Source organism: Steroidobacter agaridevorans, assembly GCF_009932555.1.
Classification (GTDB): domain Bacteria; phylum Pseudomonadota; class Gammaproteobacteria; order Steroidobacterales; family Steroidobacteraceae; genus Steroidobacter; species Steroidobacter agaridevorans.
Map to the genome: position 1 here is coordinate 157,489 of NZ_BLJO01000002.1, position 15,553 is coordinate 173,041.

The window sequence follows — 15,553 nt, forward strand, 5'->3', positions numbered from 1 at the left end:
GCACATATAACTTTCGTCTAGTCGAAGCGTCCGCGCAGGCCCACCATCACGACGCGGCCGGACTCGAAATAGCTGTACGGCGCATTCGCGAACTGCTGATAAGAGCGGCGGGGTTCTTCATCAATATTGACCACGTCGAGCGTGAGCTGCGGCACCAGTTCCGGCCAGCCGAACAGTTCGGTGAAGTCGAAGCTCGAAGAGAAGTCATACTGAGTGTAATCGTCGCCGAACAGCTCGGCGCCCACCACGCCCGACTGATTGCTGTTGGGGCCGCTGCTCTGTGAGCCCTGGCTGTGCGTGACCGAGATGCGCGCGCTGATGCCGTGTTTGTCGTAGTAGATCGTCGCGTTGTAGCTCTCGGGCGGCACACCGATCGCAATGGCCGGCGCCGCGCCTTCGCCTTTTTGATCGATGATGGTGTAGTTCGCGGCGAAGCCCAGGCCGTCGAGCGCGCCCACCAGGACACCCAGCGGCTGCACCCAGTTGAACTCCAGGCCATTGATCGTCAATCGACCGCTGGCATTGACCGTCTGGCGCAGCTCGACGATCGCGCTGTTACCGCCACGCCCCTCGACCGCGTCGCGCTGTTGTTGAGCAAGCGTGTCGAGGGTCACACCGTACTGCGCGAGGTCGGAGAACGGAATGAACTGCGACTGGCGTTGCGTGAAGCCGTCGATGCCTTTGCGGAAGGCGGCTGCGCCAAAGTAGCCTTCATCGCTGGTGTAGTACTCGAAGCCCAGATCGACGTTGTCCGAGACGTAAGGCTTCAACTCCGGATTGCCCAAATCGACCTGAGAAACATCGGCGTTACGAATCGACAGTCCCAGCAACATGTCGGTGGGGTTCGCGCGCGTCATCGTCTTCGACAGGCCTGCGCGCACGATGGCTTTGTCCGTCAGATTGAACGACACGTTCGCCGAAGGCAGCCAGTTCTCATAAGTCGAATCGCGCGGCACGATGTTGACGAGATCGGCTTGCCTTTGACCGTCGGGGGTTGCCGGCGTGTTGGCCGGATTGGGGAAGGTGAGGCGAGAGGTGACCAACTGATCGGTCTCGACGTAGCGCACGCCGACGTTGTATCGCAGGCGCTGCTCGCCGATATCCATATCGCCATTGACCTGCGCGAAGACCGCGGTGACGTCTTCCTCGATCGAGCCCCAATTCGCCGTCGAGGGCGTGGAGCCGGCTTCGGGCGCTGCTGCCCGAGTCGCATCGTAGTTCGACGCGCGACGCAGGGCATCCCAGTCGACCGTTGCGACTCCGTATCGGGAAGGGTGCAGAAATCCGGGGACCGCTGCATTCGGGACCAATGAACCGCCGTACGGTCCGGCATAGGCCGGATACGTCGTTTGTCCCGGCGTCGCGAGGATCGGCGCGATCTCGCCAGCGGTCTCGCCACGGCATCCAGGCTGGCCATTCGGGTTGACCTGGAAGTTTCCCGGATTCCCGCCGCAGACCTGCGCCTGCCATTGCGCATCGGCGGCGAAGGGACGGATATCGCGCGACACCTCATCGTAAGCGGCGCCGCCGCTGATGCTGAACTGGGTGTCGCCCCAAGTCAGCGCGAAGCGAGCGCCCGTCGTTTCGGTTTCGCGCTTCTCATCTTGCAGGTTGACACGACCCACGTCCGTGCCGCCGCGATCGGTGACGAGCCACTGCCAGCTGTTGGGATCGTTCAGATCCACGCTCGAGGTGATGGTCGGTGTATCGCCGCCGGGATTGTCGAAATTGACGGTGGTGGTGTCGGAGATGAACAGCGCGGTCGAGGCCTGGCGGGAAAATTTGCTCTTGGTGTAATTGCCCTGCACGTCGAGATTCCACTTCTCCGCGATCTGCCAGGTCATGCCGGGATTGGTGCCCCAGAATTCCGAGTCCTCGATGTAGGGCCGGAACTCCAGCATGAATTGTGAGTTCGGGAACACGCCTGACGTCGCGACACAGCCGTTGTCGCAGTTCTCACGATCGACCTGCAACTGCGTCGGGATCGGCCGACCGCCCTGACTGCCCGCGCGGATGGCCCACGCCGTCGCCTGTCGATGGAAGTCGCTCTCCTGCTTGCCATACATCGAATCGAGGAAGAACTGCATGTTCTCACTGGCGCGAAATTCCATGCTCACGACCGCGTTGTAACGATCGCGGTCGCCTTCTTCGAACATCGTGCGGCCCAGTCGCGGAATCACCGCGTTGTCGATTTGCCGGATGGTGCGGCCTGGATTGTTCGCCAACAGGAACGCTTGATTGATCGGCGTGCCCGGAGCGAGGCCCGCGGCGATAGTGCTCGCATTGGTCGGAACGGTAGGCGCGGTGCCAGGACCGTTGCCTTGCGTCGTGTTACAGGGCGAGGTGCCGCACTGCTCGGGCGTCAGCGCCAGGTTCGCCCAGCCCACCGATTCGAAACCTGTGGTCGCGACCTGGTTGCGCACGGCGGTGACGCCGGCCAGCACGCCAAACCGATCCCAGGTGTTGCTCGCGATCAACGCGGCGCGACCGCCCAGATCGTCCGCGTTGCTGTTGTCGGTGCCCTGGAGGGAATAGGTGAGATGCGGGCCTTCGGTGTCGAAGGGCCGCGCCATGCGCATGTTGATCGTGCCGGCCGCGCCGCCTTCGACCATGTTCGCGGTCGGTGTCTTGAACACCTCGAGCTTGGAAAACAGCTCCGGCGGAAACATGTCGAGCGGCACTTCGCGGTTCGCGCCCGAGCCTTCTTGCGGAGCGGTGGCGACCGCGACCGGCGCGTTGTTCAACAGCACGCGCGTGAAGTTGGTGTTCAGGCCGCGGATGGCGACGGTGGTGCCTTCACCGCTGATTTCCCGGCTGATCTGGATGCCCGGAATGCGTTGGAAAGATTCGGCGATATTGGTGTCCGGAAACTTGCCGATGTCCTCGGCAAAGATCGCATCGACGAAGCCGACCGAGTCGCGCTTGGCTTCGGTGGAGTCTTGCAGGCTCTGCCGGAAGCCGGTGACGACCACTTCTTCCAGTTCCTGAGATTGCGTCTGTTCCTGAGGTGGCGCCTGCTGCGCCGAGGCCGTCGAGACGCCGGCGGCGAGCAGGGTTGCGGCGATCGTGCCGGTCGAGCGAGGGCGGGCGATGAACTGCTTCATACAAGTTCCCCCAAGACGTCGGTGCCGATGCGAGAAATCCCCCGACATCGGGCAATGATTGCGTCCTCAACACTGAGAGCGCTAACAAAACCCAGGCGCGTAGTTAGCACCCGTCAAGCGATCCCGTCAACGCTCATACAAATGTCGAAATTGCACGGCGGTGAGCCGTGCTGAAAATCAGGCCGGCAACTCGACCCGCACCGCGAGCCCGCCCGTTTCGTTTTGTTTGCTTTCGATGCGGCCCGACAGCTCCGCGACCAGGCGTTCGATCGCATCGCTTACGAATGACACGGGCCGCGGCTGAGTGCGTGTATCGATGATCTCGAACTGAACGCGGCCGTCGATGGTGCGTCCGGATATCCGAATCTCACCGCCGCCTGCGAGCGCATCGATGCTGTCGGTCAGCAGCGCGAGGCCGATCAAACGCAGCCGCGCGAGCACCGTCGTGGTTTTGAGATCGTCCTGGAAATCCTGGCGGATGCGCACGTTGTTGCGAGCCGCATCGTTGGTGAGAAAGCGTGCGAGCTCGATGAGCAGCTCCCGGCAGGAGATCGGCGCGGGCTCGTGCTGCTCGGGGGCAATGTGCTCGAGCGCCCGTTCCAAGCCACGCTCGTGATTGGTGATCGCTTGTTGGACGAAGTTCGTCAGTTGCTCGAGCGGCACGGTGAGCGGCTTGCCGCTCGTCGTCGAGCGGGCCGCGCGGGTCAGCGCATCGACGCCGCCGAAAATGCCCTGCAGCCCATTGCGCAGGTCATGCGCGTAAGCGCGACGGCAGCGACGGTTGAGATACGCGCGCAGCGCGTCCTCCAGCAAAGAGATATCGTTCACTGTGTAAATTTTGCGCCGACCTTGGCGAGAACAACTCAGGTGTCGGACTTTACGACCGTTTCGGCATTCAGTCGCTGCGCTTTTTCCAGAATCCCTTCCAGGATCGGCAGGCCGATGGGTTTTCTGAAGTGCAGGTCGAAGCCGGCATCGGTGGCGCGCTGACGATCCTCGCTCTGGCCCCAGCCGCTGACCGCGACCAGAAACAATTGCGTGCCCCAGGGCTCGCCGCGGATGCGCCGGGCGACTTCATAGCCATCGAGGATGGGCATGCCGATGTCGAGCAGCGCCACATCGGGGCGCCAGGCCGTCACGGCCTGCAGGGTCTCCTGGCCGTCGGAGGCCTTGCGCACTTCATGGCCACAGACTTCCAGTAGCAATGCGAGGCTCTCCAATGCATCCGCATTGTCGTCGGCGACCAGCACGCGCAGCGGCTGCGCTCGACCCGTTGCAGAAGCGATCTCATCGAGGGCAACTACCGGGGCGACGCTCGAGGACAGGGGCAGGCGAACGGTGAATTCGCTGCCGCGATTCGGGCCGGGGCTCGTGGCGTTGACTGTGCCCCCGTGCAGCTCGACGAGCTGACGCACGAGTGCCAGGCCGATGCCCAAGCCGCTCGGCAGATGACCTTCATCCTCGTGCACGCGCGAGAACAGATTGAACAGCTTCGGCAGCGCTTCGGAAGTGAGGCCGATGCCGGAGTCCTTCACTGAGAACACCGCATGCTCATTGTCGACGCTGGCCCGAAGCAGGATGGTGCCGCTGGCCTGCATGTATTTCGCCGCGTTGTTGAGCAGGTTGCTCAGGATCTGGACCAGGCGCGTCGGATCGCCTTCGACGGTCGCCAGTTCGGCCGGACATTCGATCTGCAGCTCGTGATGGTGCGCCGAGATGATGGGCTGCGCCGCCTCGACCGAGCGATCGAGGATGGTCCGCAGCGTCAGCAGTTCCTTGTTGAGCTTGATCGTGCCGCGAGAGATGCGCGACACATCGAGCAGGTCATCGACCAGGCGGCTCAGATGCGTCGTCTGGCGATCGATGACTTCGCGAGCCCAGCGCAGTTGCGGATGATCGAGGGGCATGAGCGACATCACATCCACCGCGGCCCGGATCGGGGCGAGGGGATTGCGCAGTTCGTGCGCCAGGATCGCGATGAACTCATCCTTATGACGGTCGGCATCGCGCAGGGCGGCGTTGGCTTGTTCCAGGTTGCGATTGACGCGCTCGAGCTCCTGGGCCTTCTCGGCCTGCAGCGTGGTGTTGGCCTCGGCGAGGCTCTTGTTGAGCCGCTGCAGCTCCCGGCGCTGCATGTACAGCTCGACCAGCACCGAGACCTTGCTGCGCAGGATCTCAGGCACGATGGGAATCGATACGTAGTCCACCGCGCCCAATCGATAGCCTTTCAAGGCATCGAACTCGGAGTCGTGCACGCCGGTGACGAAGATGATGGGGATGCTCTCGAAGCGCGGATGATCGTGGATCATGGCCGCGGTCTCGAAGCCATCCATGCCCGGCATGCTCACATCCAGCAGGATGACCGCGAAGTCATCCTCGAGCAGCCGCTGCAGGGCCTCCTCGCCGGAGCGGGCGCTGATCAGGTTCTGCCCCAGGTCGGCCAGGACCGACTCATAGGAGAGCAAGCGACTCGGCTGGTCGTCGACCAGCAGGATGTTGACTCGCTCGTTGAAAGGCGGGGCGTTCACGGTGCTCGGGGGACCAGTTACGGCTGCAGCCACATTCTTACCAGAGACAGCAACTGCGCTGTATCGACGGGTTTCGCAACATAGTCAGATGCACCCGCTTCCAGGCATTTTTCGCGGTCGCCCTTCATGGCCTTGGCGGTCAAGGCGATGATGGGCAGCAGCCGGAACCGGGCGTTTTCGCGAATCCGTCGCATGGTCTCGTAGCCGTCCATCTCCGGCATCATTACGTCCATCAGAACCAACGACAGGTCGTCGGTAGATTCCACTAGCTTGATGGCGTCCATGCCGTTACTGGCGTTGATCACCTGCATGCCGCGGCGTTCCAGCACGCTGTTCAAGGCGAAAATGTTACGGACGTCATCGTCCACCACCAGCACCTTGCGCCCGTGCAGCGGCTCATCGCCCTCATGCAGCGCTTCGATCATCTTTTGCTTGGCCGGCGGCAGATTGGTCACCACGCGATGCAGGAACAGCGCCGTCTCATCGAGCAGCCGCTCCGGCGAGCGCACACCCTTCAGCACGATGCTCTTGGCCTTGGTGCGCAGCTCCTGTTCCTCGGCCGGCGACAGGTCGCGGCCCGTGAATACCACGATCGGGGTATCCCGCAGTCTGGCGTCGTTCTGAATCTCGGCCAATAGCTCGAACCCTGAAACATCGGGCAGGCGCAGGTCGAGCACCACGCAATCGAACGGCTTGGTGCGCATGGCCTGCAGCGCTTCCTGGCCGCTGCCGACCGCCGTGATGGTCACATCGTCGAAGCCGATCAGCTCGGCGATACTGAGCTGTTCGGCCGGATCGTCCTCGACCACCAGCAGCTCGCGGACATTCGCGGCCGCGAAGTTACGAATCCTTTGCAGGGCGCCCGCCAGCTCATCGGTGGTCGCAGGCTTGTTCATGAAGGCGTACGCACCGCGCTCCAGGCTGTACTGACGCTCTTCTTCGACGGTGAGGATCTGCACCGGGATGTGCCGGGTGGCCGGGCTTTGTTTCAATTGATTGAGCACCGTCCAGCCGAGCATGTCGGGCAGGAACACATCGAGCGAGATCGCCGTCGGGGAGTACTTGCGCGCCATCGCGAGGCCATCGGCGCCGGTCTTCGCAACCACCGTCTTGAAGCCGTTGTCGCGCGCCAGGTTGAGCAGCACCTTGCCGTAGTGCGGATCGTCTTCGATGATCAGCAGCACGCGATCGCCGGACTGCAGATCGTTGCGATCGTCGATCAACTCCTCGGCGCGCAACGGCAATGGCAGGGGCGGGAACTGTGCGTTCTGCGTCGTGCTGGCGCCGGGTTGCGCCTTCGCTTGACGGTAGGCCGAGCCCACGAAGGTCAGCGGCAGATACAACGTAAACGTGCTGCCCTGACCGGGCGCGCTCACCAGGCGCAGCTCGCCACCGAGCAGGTGCGCAAGCTCGCGGCTGATGGCAAGGCCCAGGCCCGTGCCGCCGTACTTGCGCGAGGTGCCGGCATCGGCCTGCTGGAACGCTTCGAAAATGATTCTTTGTTTCTCGGGCGCGATGCCGATGCCGGTATCGGTCACCGAGAAGGCCACGACGGTCGCGACCTGATTGAGCACGGGGTGATCGGAGCTCCAGCCCGAGGCCGCTGGACGCACTCGTAGAATCACGCTGCCTTGCGCGGTGAACTTGAACGCGTTCGAGAGCAGGTTCTTCAACACCTGCAGCAGGCGTTTGGGATCGGTGGAGATCTGCCGGCCGAGCGCCGGGTCGAAATCCGCGCTGAAGAGCAGGGTGCGCGCTTCGGCTTCGTGACGGAAGTTGCGCTCGATGGTCTCGCGCAGATGCGAGAACAACAGGTCCTCGGACTCCACCGTCACCGTGCCCGACTCGATCTTCGACAAATCCAGGATGTCGCTGATCAGGTTGAGCAGGTCGGTGCCGGCGCCGTGAATGGTCTTGGCGAACTCGATCTGACGCGGCGAGAGATTCGAATCGGCGTTCTCGGCCAGCTGCTGACCCAGGATCAGGATGCTGTTGAGCGGCGTGCGCAGCTCGTGCGACATGTTCGCCAGGAACTCGGACTTGTAGCGCGAGGTGAGCGCAAGCTCGGTCGCCTTTTCTTCGAGCGCGCGCCGGGCGAGCTCGATTTCCTCGTTCTTGCGCTCCACTTCCGCGTTCTGCTCGGCGAGCAGCATGGCCTTGTTGGCGAGCTCCTCGTTGGTCTGCTGCAGCTCTTTCTGCTGAGTCTGCAACTCGCCCGCGAGCTCCTGCGATTGTTTGAGCAGGCCCTCGGTGCGCATCGTCGCCTCGATGGTGTTGAGCACGACGCCGATACTGCCGGCGAGCTGCTCGAGGAACGCCAGCTGCGAGGCGGTGTACTCATGCAACGAGGCGAGCTCGATCACCGCTTTCGCCTGGCCTTCGTACAGAATCGGCAGCGCGATGACGTTGCGGGCGCGCGCGGCGAGCAGGCCGCTGCGCACGTGGATGGAGTCGAGCGGCACGTTTTCGAGCAGGATGCGCCGGCCGTCGGCGGCCGCCTGGCCTACCAGGCCTTCACGCAGCGCGAAGACCCGACGCTCGCCCGGATTCGCATCGGCGTAGGTCGCGAACTCCTTGAGCACTTTCTGCTGTTCTTCCTGCTCGGTGATGTACAGGATCGCCTGCTGCGCGCCGACCAGCGGGGCGAGCTCGGCGAGCAACATCTCGCCCATGGTCACGAGGTCGCGTTGACCTTGCATCATGCGGCTGAACTTCGCGAGGTTGGTCTTCAGCCAGTCCTGTTCGGTATTGCGCTCGGTGGTCTCGCGCAGGTTGCCGATCATGGCGTTGATGTTGTCCTTGAGCTCGGACACCTCGCCACGCGCGTCGACTTGGATGGAGCGGGTGAGGTCGCCGCTGGTCACGGCGGTCGCAACTTCCGCGATGGCGCGCACCTGCGTCGTGAGATTGGCGGCGAGCAGGTTCACGTTCGCGGTCAGATCTTTCCACGTGCCGGCAGCGCCTGGCACGTTGGCCTGTCCGCCGAGTCGGCCTTCGACGCCCACTTCGCGGGCCACGCTGGTGACCTGATCAGCAAAAGTGGCCAGTGTGGTCGTCATGCTGTTGATGGTTTCGGCGAGGGCTGCGACTTCACCCTTGGATTCCACGGTGAGACGCTGACGCAGATCGCCGTTCGCAACGGCCGTCACCACCTTCACGATACCGCGCACCTGGTTCGTGAGGTTGTTCGCCATGGTGTTGACGTTGTCGGTGAGATCTTTCCAGGTGCCGGCCACGCCGGGCACGGTCGCCTGACCACCGAGCTTGCCTTCGGTGCCGACTTCGCGCGCCACGCGCGTCACTTCGGCGGCGAAGGAGTTCAACTGATCGACCATCGTGTTGATGGTTTCCTTCAGCTGCAGGATTTCGCCTTTCACGTCCACGGTGATCTTGCGTGACAAGTCGCCGCGGGCGATGGCGGTCGAGACCTCGGCGATGTTTCGGACCTGACCGGTCAGGTTCGAAGCCATGGAGTTCACGTTGTCCGTGAGATCCTTCCAGGTGCCTGCGACGCCCGGCACGATGGCCTGCCCGCCGAGCTTGCCTTCGGTACCGACTTCGCGCGCCACGCGCGTCACTTCGGCGGCGAAGCCGTTCAACTGATCCACCATCGTGTTGATGGTTTCTTTCAGCTGCAGGATTTCGCCGCGCACGTCCACCGTGATCTTGCGGGACAAGTCACCGCGCGCGATGGCGGTCGCCACTTCGGCGATGTTTCGCACCTGGCCGGTGAGGTTGGACGCCATCGAGTTCACGTTATCGGTGAGGTCCTTCCACACACCCGACACGTCTTTCACTTCGGCCTGACCGCCGAGCTTGCCTTCGGTGCCGACCTCGCGCGCCACGCGCGTCACCTCGGCGGCGAAGCCGTTCAACTGGTCCACCATCGTGTTGATGGTTTCTTTCAGCTGCAGAATCTCGCCCTTCACGTCGGCGGTGATCTTGCGCGACAAGTCGCCGTTCGCGATGGCGGTCGCGACCTCGGCGATGTTTCGGACCTGGCCGGTCAGGTTGCCGGCCATGGAGTTCACGTTATCGGTGAGGTCCTTCCACACGCCTGAGATGCCTTTCACTTCGGCCTGACCGCCGAGCTTGCCTTCGGTGCCCACTTCGCGCGCCACGCGCGTCACCTCGGCGGAGAAGCCGTTCAGCTGGTCGACCATCGTGTTGATGGTTTCCTTCAGCTGCAGGATTTCGCCTTTCACGTCCACCGTGATCTTGCGTGACAAGTCACCGCGGGCGATGGCGGTCGATACCTCGGCGATGTTTCGCACCTGGCCGGTGAGGTTCGAGGCCATGGAGTTCACGTTGTCCGTGAGGTCCTTCCACGTACCGCCGGCGCCGGGCACGTAGGCCTGACCGCCGAGCTTGCCTTCGGAGCCCACTTCTCGCGCCACGCGCGTCACTTCGGAAGCGAAGGAGCGCAGCTGATCCACCATCGTGTTGATGGTTTCTTTCAGCTGCAGGATTTCGCCGCGCACGTCGACTGTGATCTTGCGGGACAAGTCGCCGCTTGCGATAGCGGTCGCCACGTCGGCGATGTTTCGCACCTGGCCGGTGAGGTTGGACGCCATCGAGTTCACGTTGTCGGTGAGGTCCTTCCACACACCCGACACGTCTTTCACTTCAGCCTGACCGCCGAGCTTGCCTTCGGTGCCGACCTCGCGCGCCACGCGCGTCACTTCGGCGGCGAAGCCGTTCAACTGGTCGACCATCGTGTTGATGGTTTCTTTCAGCTGCAGGATTTCGCCTTTCACGTCCACCGTGATCTTGCGAGACAAGTCGCCTCGCGCCACGGCAGTCGTCACCTCGGCGATGTTTCGGACCTGGCCGGTGAGGTTGGTGGCCATGGCGTTGACCGAGTCGGTCAGGTCTTTCCACGTGCCTGCGACACCTGGCACGAGCGCCTGACCGCCGAGCTTGCCTTCGGAGCCCACTTCACGGGCCACGCGCGTCACTTCGGATGCGAAGGAGCGCAGCTGATCCACCATCGTGTTGATGGCTTCCTTCAGCTGCAGAATCTCACCGCGCACGTCGACCGTGATCTTGCGGGACAAGTCGCCGTTCGCGACGGCGATGGTCACTTCAGAGATGTTTCGGACCTGGCCGGTCAGGTTGCCGGCCATGGAGTTCACGTTATCGGTGAGATCCTTCCACACCCCTGAGATGCCGGGCACGATGGCCTGACCGCCGAGCTTGCCTTCGGTGCCCACTTCGCGCGCGACGCGTGTCACCTCGGCGGAGAAGCCGTTCAACTGGTCCACCATCGTGTTGATGGTTTCCTTCAGCTCCAGAATCTCGCCTTTCACGTCCACGGTGATCTTGCGGGACAAGTCGCCGCGGGCCACGGCGGTGGTCACCTCGGCGATGTTACGAACCTGACCGGTCAAATTCTTGGCCATGGCGTTGACCGAGTCGGTCAGGTCTTTCCAGGTGCCCGCGACGCCCGGCACGATGGCCTGGCCGCCGAGCTCGCCTTCGGAGCCCACCTCTCGGGCGACGCGGGTTACCTCAGAGGCGAAGGAGCGCAGCTGATCCACCATCGTGTTGATGGCTTCCTTCAGCTGCAGGATTTCACCGCGCACGTCGACCGTGATCTTGCGGGACAAGTCGCCGTTCGCCACGGCGATGGTCACTTCGGAAATGTTTCGAACCTGGCCGGTCAAGTTCGAGGCCATCGAGTTCACGTTGTCGGTGAGATCCTTCCACACACCCGACACGTCTTTCACTTCGGCCTGGCCGCCGAGCTTGCCTTCGGTACCGACCTCGCGCGCCACGCGCGTCACTTCGGCGGCGAAGCCGTTCAACTGGTCGACCATCGTGTTGATGGTCTCTTTCAGCTGCAGGATTTCGCCTTTCACGTCCACCGTGATCTTGCGAGACAGGTCGCCTCGCGCGATCGCGGTCGCGACTTCGGCGATGTTGCGCACCTGGCCGGTGAGATTGCCGGCCATGGAGTTCACCGAGTCGGTGAGATCTTTCCAGGTGCCGGCGACGCCGGGCACCACGGCCTGACCGCCGAGCTTGCCTTCGGAGCCCACTTCTCGCGCCACGCGAGTCACTTCGGAGGCGAACGAGCGTAGCTGGTCGACCATCGTATTGATGGCTTCTTTCAGCTGTTGGATTTCGCCGCGGACGTTGGCAGTGATCTTGCGAGACAGGTCGCCGCTCGCGATGGCGGTCGCCACCTCGGCGATGTTTCGCACCTGGCCGGTCAGATTGCCGGCCATGGAATTCACATTATCGGTGAGGTCTTTCCAGGTGCCGGCGGCGCCGGGCACCGAGGCCTGGCCGCCGAGCTTGCCTTCGGTGCCGACCTCGCGGGCCACGCGCGTCACTTCGGACGTGAACAGCCCCATCTGCTCGATCATCGTGTTAACAATAGTCGCCGAGCGTAGGAATTCACCTTTCAACGGCCGGCCGTCGACTTCCAGTCGCACGGTCTGCGACAGATCGCCCTTGGCGACCGCGGTGATGGTGCGAGTGACTTCGGTAATCGGCCAGAGCAGGTCGTCGATCAGTGTATTGATCGAGCCTTCCATATCGCCCCAGGCGCCGGAGCGGCGATCGATGCCAACGCGGTGCCGCGTCTGGCCTTCCTTGCCGACCAGCTGACCGGCCCGGGACATCTCTTCGGACAGGCGCTGATTCGCGGCGATGATGTCATTCAGCGTCTCGGCAATCTTGCCTTCGATGCCTTCGTGGTCGCCCGCAATGCGCACCGAGAAGTTGCCATCGCGCACCGCCTGCAGCGTGAGCAGCAGGTTCTTCAAATCGAACGGCATGGGCGCTTTGGAGGCGCCATTTTTGCGGACGGGCTTGGCGAGCGCCTTCCCAGCAGGTATTTTTTTCACAGGCGCTTTGGCGATGCGACGACGGACTCTCGCTGGGGTTTGCATTAAAGCTCCGAATGGGGGCGGCGCAGGCTGACCGAGCGTCTGTTGTTGTTGCTACGGGAGGCGGGAGGGAAGCTATCCATTCGACGCAACACGTGCAACCCTTACACTTCCGTTACTCCTGGCGATGAAAGAAACTTCCTGACAGCGGGAACTTTCATCGTAGGCAGTCGTTTCACACGGTTCAGCGATGATGATTATAACGAGCAAGAGCAATAAAGGTCGAACGGACGGGAGATGACGGCGGGAGCGATTGATCCAGCGGTCGAGCAATTTCTGCTCGACAGCATCGACACGGTGCCTCACCTGGAGGCTCTGCTGTTGCTCTTTCAGTCACCCACTACTGTGTGGACAGTGGTGCAGCTGGCCGCGCGCATCTATGTCAGCGAGAAGCAGGCGAGCTCGATTCTCGAAGATCTCACGCGACGCTCGCTGATCGTGCGCGTCGAACAGGCGCCCGCCACGTATCAATATGTCCCACGCTCGCCGGAGCAGAGCGCGCTGCTCGAGAAGGTGGCGCAGTCCTATCGCACGCAGCTGGTGCAACTGACCCGGTTCATCCATTCCAACGCTTCGGGCTCCGTGCGCGACTTCGCGCGAGCGTTCCGGCTCAAGGACAAGGACTAACACCATGCTGGCAAAGCTCGTCTACCTGCTGGGCGCCCTCGTGACTCTCACGAGCGCCGTTCTGCTGTTGCGAGGCTTTGCACGCTCGCGCAGCCGTCTGTTGTTGTGGGCTGGACTGTGCTTCGCCGGCCTGACGGTATCGAACGTATTGTTGTTCGTCGACCTGGTCCTGCTGGGGGCCGACCAGAGTCTTTATATGTGGCGGCTGAGCACAGCCGCCGCGGCGATGTTGTTGCTCGTGTACGGGCTGGTCTTCGAGAGCGAGTGAGTCATGGTCGAGGGCTTCTTACTGGGAGTGATCGTGACGGCGTCGTTGACCGCCGCCGGCTTCTTCTGGCGGTTCTACCGCCAGACTCGCGACAAGCTGTTCCTGGCATTCGCCGCCGCGTTTGCCATCGAGGGCATCAACCGCATGGCGTTCCTGGCGATCGACAAGCCCAGCGAGGGCAGCGCCGTCATTTATATGGTGCGGCTGGTCGCGTTCCTGCTGATTCTCGGCGCCATCGTCGCCAAGAACCGGGACAGCCCGGCGCGGAAGCGGTAGCCCGGACGCTATCGGCGGAACTGAGCGCCGGGGCGACAGCGTTTCTGTCGCATGAGCTGGAGCCGAAGGCAAATCGTTGCCGCGGGCGTGATCGGGGCGCTGCTCGCCATGGCCTTCACCGTCATCGCCCTGAACTTCGTGCAACCCGAGCGGCGCATCCAGCGCCAGGTCGAGCATCGCTACACGACCGGCGATCCGCGTTTCCTGCATGAGCTCGGCACGCTGCTCGGTCCGCCCATTCTGAAGGGCAATCGGGTCGCCAATTTCGAGAATGGCGATCAGATCTTTCCGGCGATGCTCGAAGCCATCCGTGGCGCGCGCCACAGCATCAACTTCGAAACCTACATCTATTGGTCGGGCGACATCGGCCGTGAGTTCGCCGATGCACTGATCGAGCGCGCGCGGGCCAAGGTGCCCGTGCACGTGTTGATCGATTGGGTGGGCAGCCAGAAGATGGATGAGGTGCTGGTGCACGAGATGGCGAATGCGGGCGTGCGGATCGAGCGCTATCACCCGTTGCATTGGTATCACCTGGTGCGCATGAACAATCGTACCCACCGCAAGCTGCTCGTGGTCGATGGCAAGGTGGGCTTCACCGGCGGGGTCGGCATCGCCGATCAATGGGACGGCAACGCGCAGGACGAGGAGCATTGGCGCGATTCGCACTATCGCATCGAAGGCCCGGCGGTTGCGCAGATGCAGGCCGCGTTCATGGACAACTGGATCAAAGCAACCGGCGCAGTCCTGCGCGGTGAGGCTTACTTCCCATCGCTCGAGGCTACCGGCGATGCGGCTGGGCAGGTGTTCACCAGTTCGCCCACGGGCGGCGCGGACAGCATGCTCTTGATGTATCTGCTCGCTTTTTCATCCGCCACGAAGACCATCGATCTGTCCGCCTCGTACTTCGTGCCCGACGAGCTGACGCTGCGTGTGCTGATCGATGCGCTGAAGAGAGGAGTGCGTGTGCGGATCATCGTGCCGGGCGAGGACATCGATACCGAGATCGTGCGCAAGGCCTCGCGGGCATCGTGGGGCGAGCTGCTGGCGGCCGGCGCGCAGATCCATGAGTATCAGCCGACGATGTTCCACTGCAAGACCCTGATCGTCGATGGACTGCTGGTGTCGGTCGGCTCGACCAATATCGACACGCGCTCGTTTCGGCTCAACGACGAAGCCAATTTGAATGTCTACGACGCCGATTTTGCGCAAGCGCTGACCGAAGTCTTCGAGCAGGATTTGAAGCGCACCCGGCAGATCACGCTGCAGGCCTGGCTGCATCGGCCGCTGACGGAGAAGATCATTGAGAACGCGGCCGCGGCGCTGTCGTCGCAGCTATGAGCAGAAGCTAGTCCTTCGCGCGCTTCGCGTGCGCTTTTTTTCGCCGTTGGCGCTCGCTGAATTCCTTGCGATGGGTGGAACCGACTTCGCGCACATCGGTGTCGGATTTGCCTTCGTCCAATTCCTTGCGAGCCTGTTGCGCGAGCTCCCGATACCCTTTGCTGATCCGCTGCAGATCCTCCTCCTCGAGCTCTTCCAGATCGAGCAGGGCGAGGTGCGCGCCATCGATGGATCGGATCAGTTCATCCAACTTGACCTGGATGGCCTCGGAGTCGCGGTTCTGGGTGTTCTGGATCAGGAACACCATCAGAAACGTGATGATGGTGGTGCCGGTGTTGATGACCAGCTGCCAGGTGTCGCTGAAGCCGAAGAGCGGGCCGCTCACGGCCCAGATCACGATGATGGCGAGCGCCGCGCAAAAGGTAGCCGGGTGACCTGCGGCGCGCGCGGTCGATTTGGCGAAACGGGTGAACCAGGTGCGACTGCTGCTGCTGTGTCTGGCCATGCGAGCTCCGA

At 62.8% G+C, this 15,553-nt stretch carries 9 protein-coding genes; 4 read left to right on the forward strand and 5 right to left on the reverse strand.

All coding sequences use genetic code 11. From position 1 onward, the window contains the following. Positions 1 to 17: 17 nt before the first annotated feature. The 4 genes from GYH35_RS07545 to GYH35_RS07560 form a co-directional block, all read right to left on the reverse strand. Positions 18 to 3,104, reverse strand: a complete 3,087-nt coding sequence (locus tag GYH35_RS07545; RefSeq protein ID WP_161828079.1) for a TonB-dependent receptor — start codon at positions 3,102 to 3,104, stop codon at positions 18 to 20. A 177-nt stretch (positions 3,105 to 3,281) separates the two neighbouring features. Further along, positions 3,282 to 3,932: a sensor histidine kinase gene (locus tag GYH35_RS07550; RefSeq protein ID WP_161815167.1), complete on the reverse strand. Its 651-nt coding sequence runs from the start codon at positions 3,930 to 3,932 to the stop codon at positions 3,282 to 3,284. 35 nt (positions 3,933 to 3,967) lie between these two features. Next, positions 3,968 to 5,632 carry an ATP-binding response regulator gene (locus tag GYH35_RS07555; protein ID WP_161815166.1) on the reverse strand — a complete coding sequence of 555 codons (1,665 nt, stop codon included), beginning with the start codon at positions 5,630 to 5,632 and terminating at the stop codon, positions 3,968 to 3,970. A 17-nt stretch (positions 5,633 to 5,649) separates the two neighbouring features. Next, positions 5,650 to 12,417 carry a HAMP domain-containing protein gene (locus GYH35_RS07560; RefSeq protein WP_161828388.1) on the reverse strand — a complete coding sequence of 2,256 codons (6,768 nt, stop codon included), beginning with the start codon at positions 12,415 to 12,417 and terminating at the stop codon, positions 5,650 to 5,652. A gap of 348 nt (positions 12,418 to 12,765) precedes the next feature. Here GYH35_RS07560 and GYH35_RS07565 point away from each other — a divergent pair, with 348 nt between their 5' ends. Genes GYH35_RS07565 through GYH35_RS07580 form a run of 4 tightly spaced genes read left to right on the forward strand, consistent with a single transcriptional unit; the run spans position 12,766 to position 15,037 of the window. Next, positions 12,766 to 13,155, forward strand: a complete 390-nt coding sequence (locus tag GYH35_RS07565; RefSeq protein WP_161815165.1) for a hypothetical protein — start codon at positions 12,766 to 12,768, stop codon at positions 13,153 to 13,155. Positions 13,156 to 13,159: 4 nt separating this feature from the next. After that, on the forward strand, positions 13,160 to 13,423 hold the full coding sequence (locus tag GYH35_RS07570; protein WP_202624153.1) for a DUF5985 family protein: 264 nt from the start codon (positions 13,160 to 13,162) through the stop codon (positions 13,421 to 13,423). A 3-nt stretch (positions 13,424 to 13,426) separates the two neighbouring features. Further along, positions 13,427 to 13,699: a DUF5985 family protein gene (locus GYH35_RS07575; protein WP_161815164.1), complete on the forward strand. Its 273-nt coding sequence runs from the start codon at positions 13,427 to 13,429 to the stop codon at positions 13,697 to 13,699. A gap of 51 nt (positions 13,700 to 13,750) precedes the next feature. Continuing rightward, positions 13,751 to 15,037, forward strand: a complete 1,287-nt coding sequence (locus GYH35_RS07580; protein ID WP_161828080.1) for a phospholipase D-like domain-containing protein — start codon at positions 13,751 to 13,753, stop codon at positions 15,035 to 15,037. Positions 15,038 to 15,044: 7 nt separating this feature from the next. Here GYH35_RS07580 and GYH35_RS07585 read toward each other — a convergent pair whose 3' ends face one another. Further along, positions 15,045 to 15,542 carry a low affinity iron permease family protein gene (locus tag GYH35_RS07585; RefSeq protein ID WP_161815162.1) on the reverse strand — a complete coding sequence of 166 codons (498 nt, stop codon included), beginning with the start codon at positions 15,540 to 15,542 and terminating at the stop codon, positions 15,045 to 15,047. Positions 15,543 to 15,553 lie beyond the last annotated feature (11 nt).

Coding starts and splice junctions, on each gene's coding strand:
- GYH35_RS07575 (WP_161815164.1), top strand. CDS start 13,427: ATGGTCGAGGGCTTCTTACTGGGAGTGATCGTGACGGCGTCGTTGACC.
- GYH35_RS07580 (WP_161828080.1), top strand. CDS start 13,751: ATGAGCTGGAGCCGAAGGCAAATCGTTGCCGCGGGCGTGATCGGGGCG.
- GYH35_RS07560 (WP_161828388.1), bottom strand. CDS start 12,417: ATGCCGTTCGATTTGAAGAACCTGCTGCTCACGCTGCAGGCGGTGCGC.
- GYH35_RS07570 (WP_202624153.1), top strand. CDS start 13,160: ATGCTGGCAAAGCTCGTCTACCTGCTGGGCGCCCTCGTGACTCTCACG.
- GYH35_RS07585 (WP_161815162.1), bottom strand. CDS start 15,542: ATGGCCAGACACAGCAGCAGCAGTCGCACCTGGTTCACCCGTTTCGCC.
- GYH35_RS07545 (WP_161828079.1), bottom strand. CDS start 3,104: ATGAAGCAGTTCATCGCCCGCCCTCGCTCGACCGGCACGATCGCCGCA.
- GYH35_RS07565 (WP_161815165.1), top strand. CDS start 12,766: ATGACGGCGGGAGCGATTGATCCAGCGGTCGAGCAATTTCTGCTCGAC.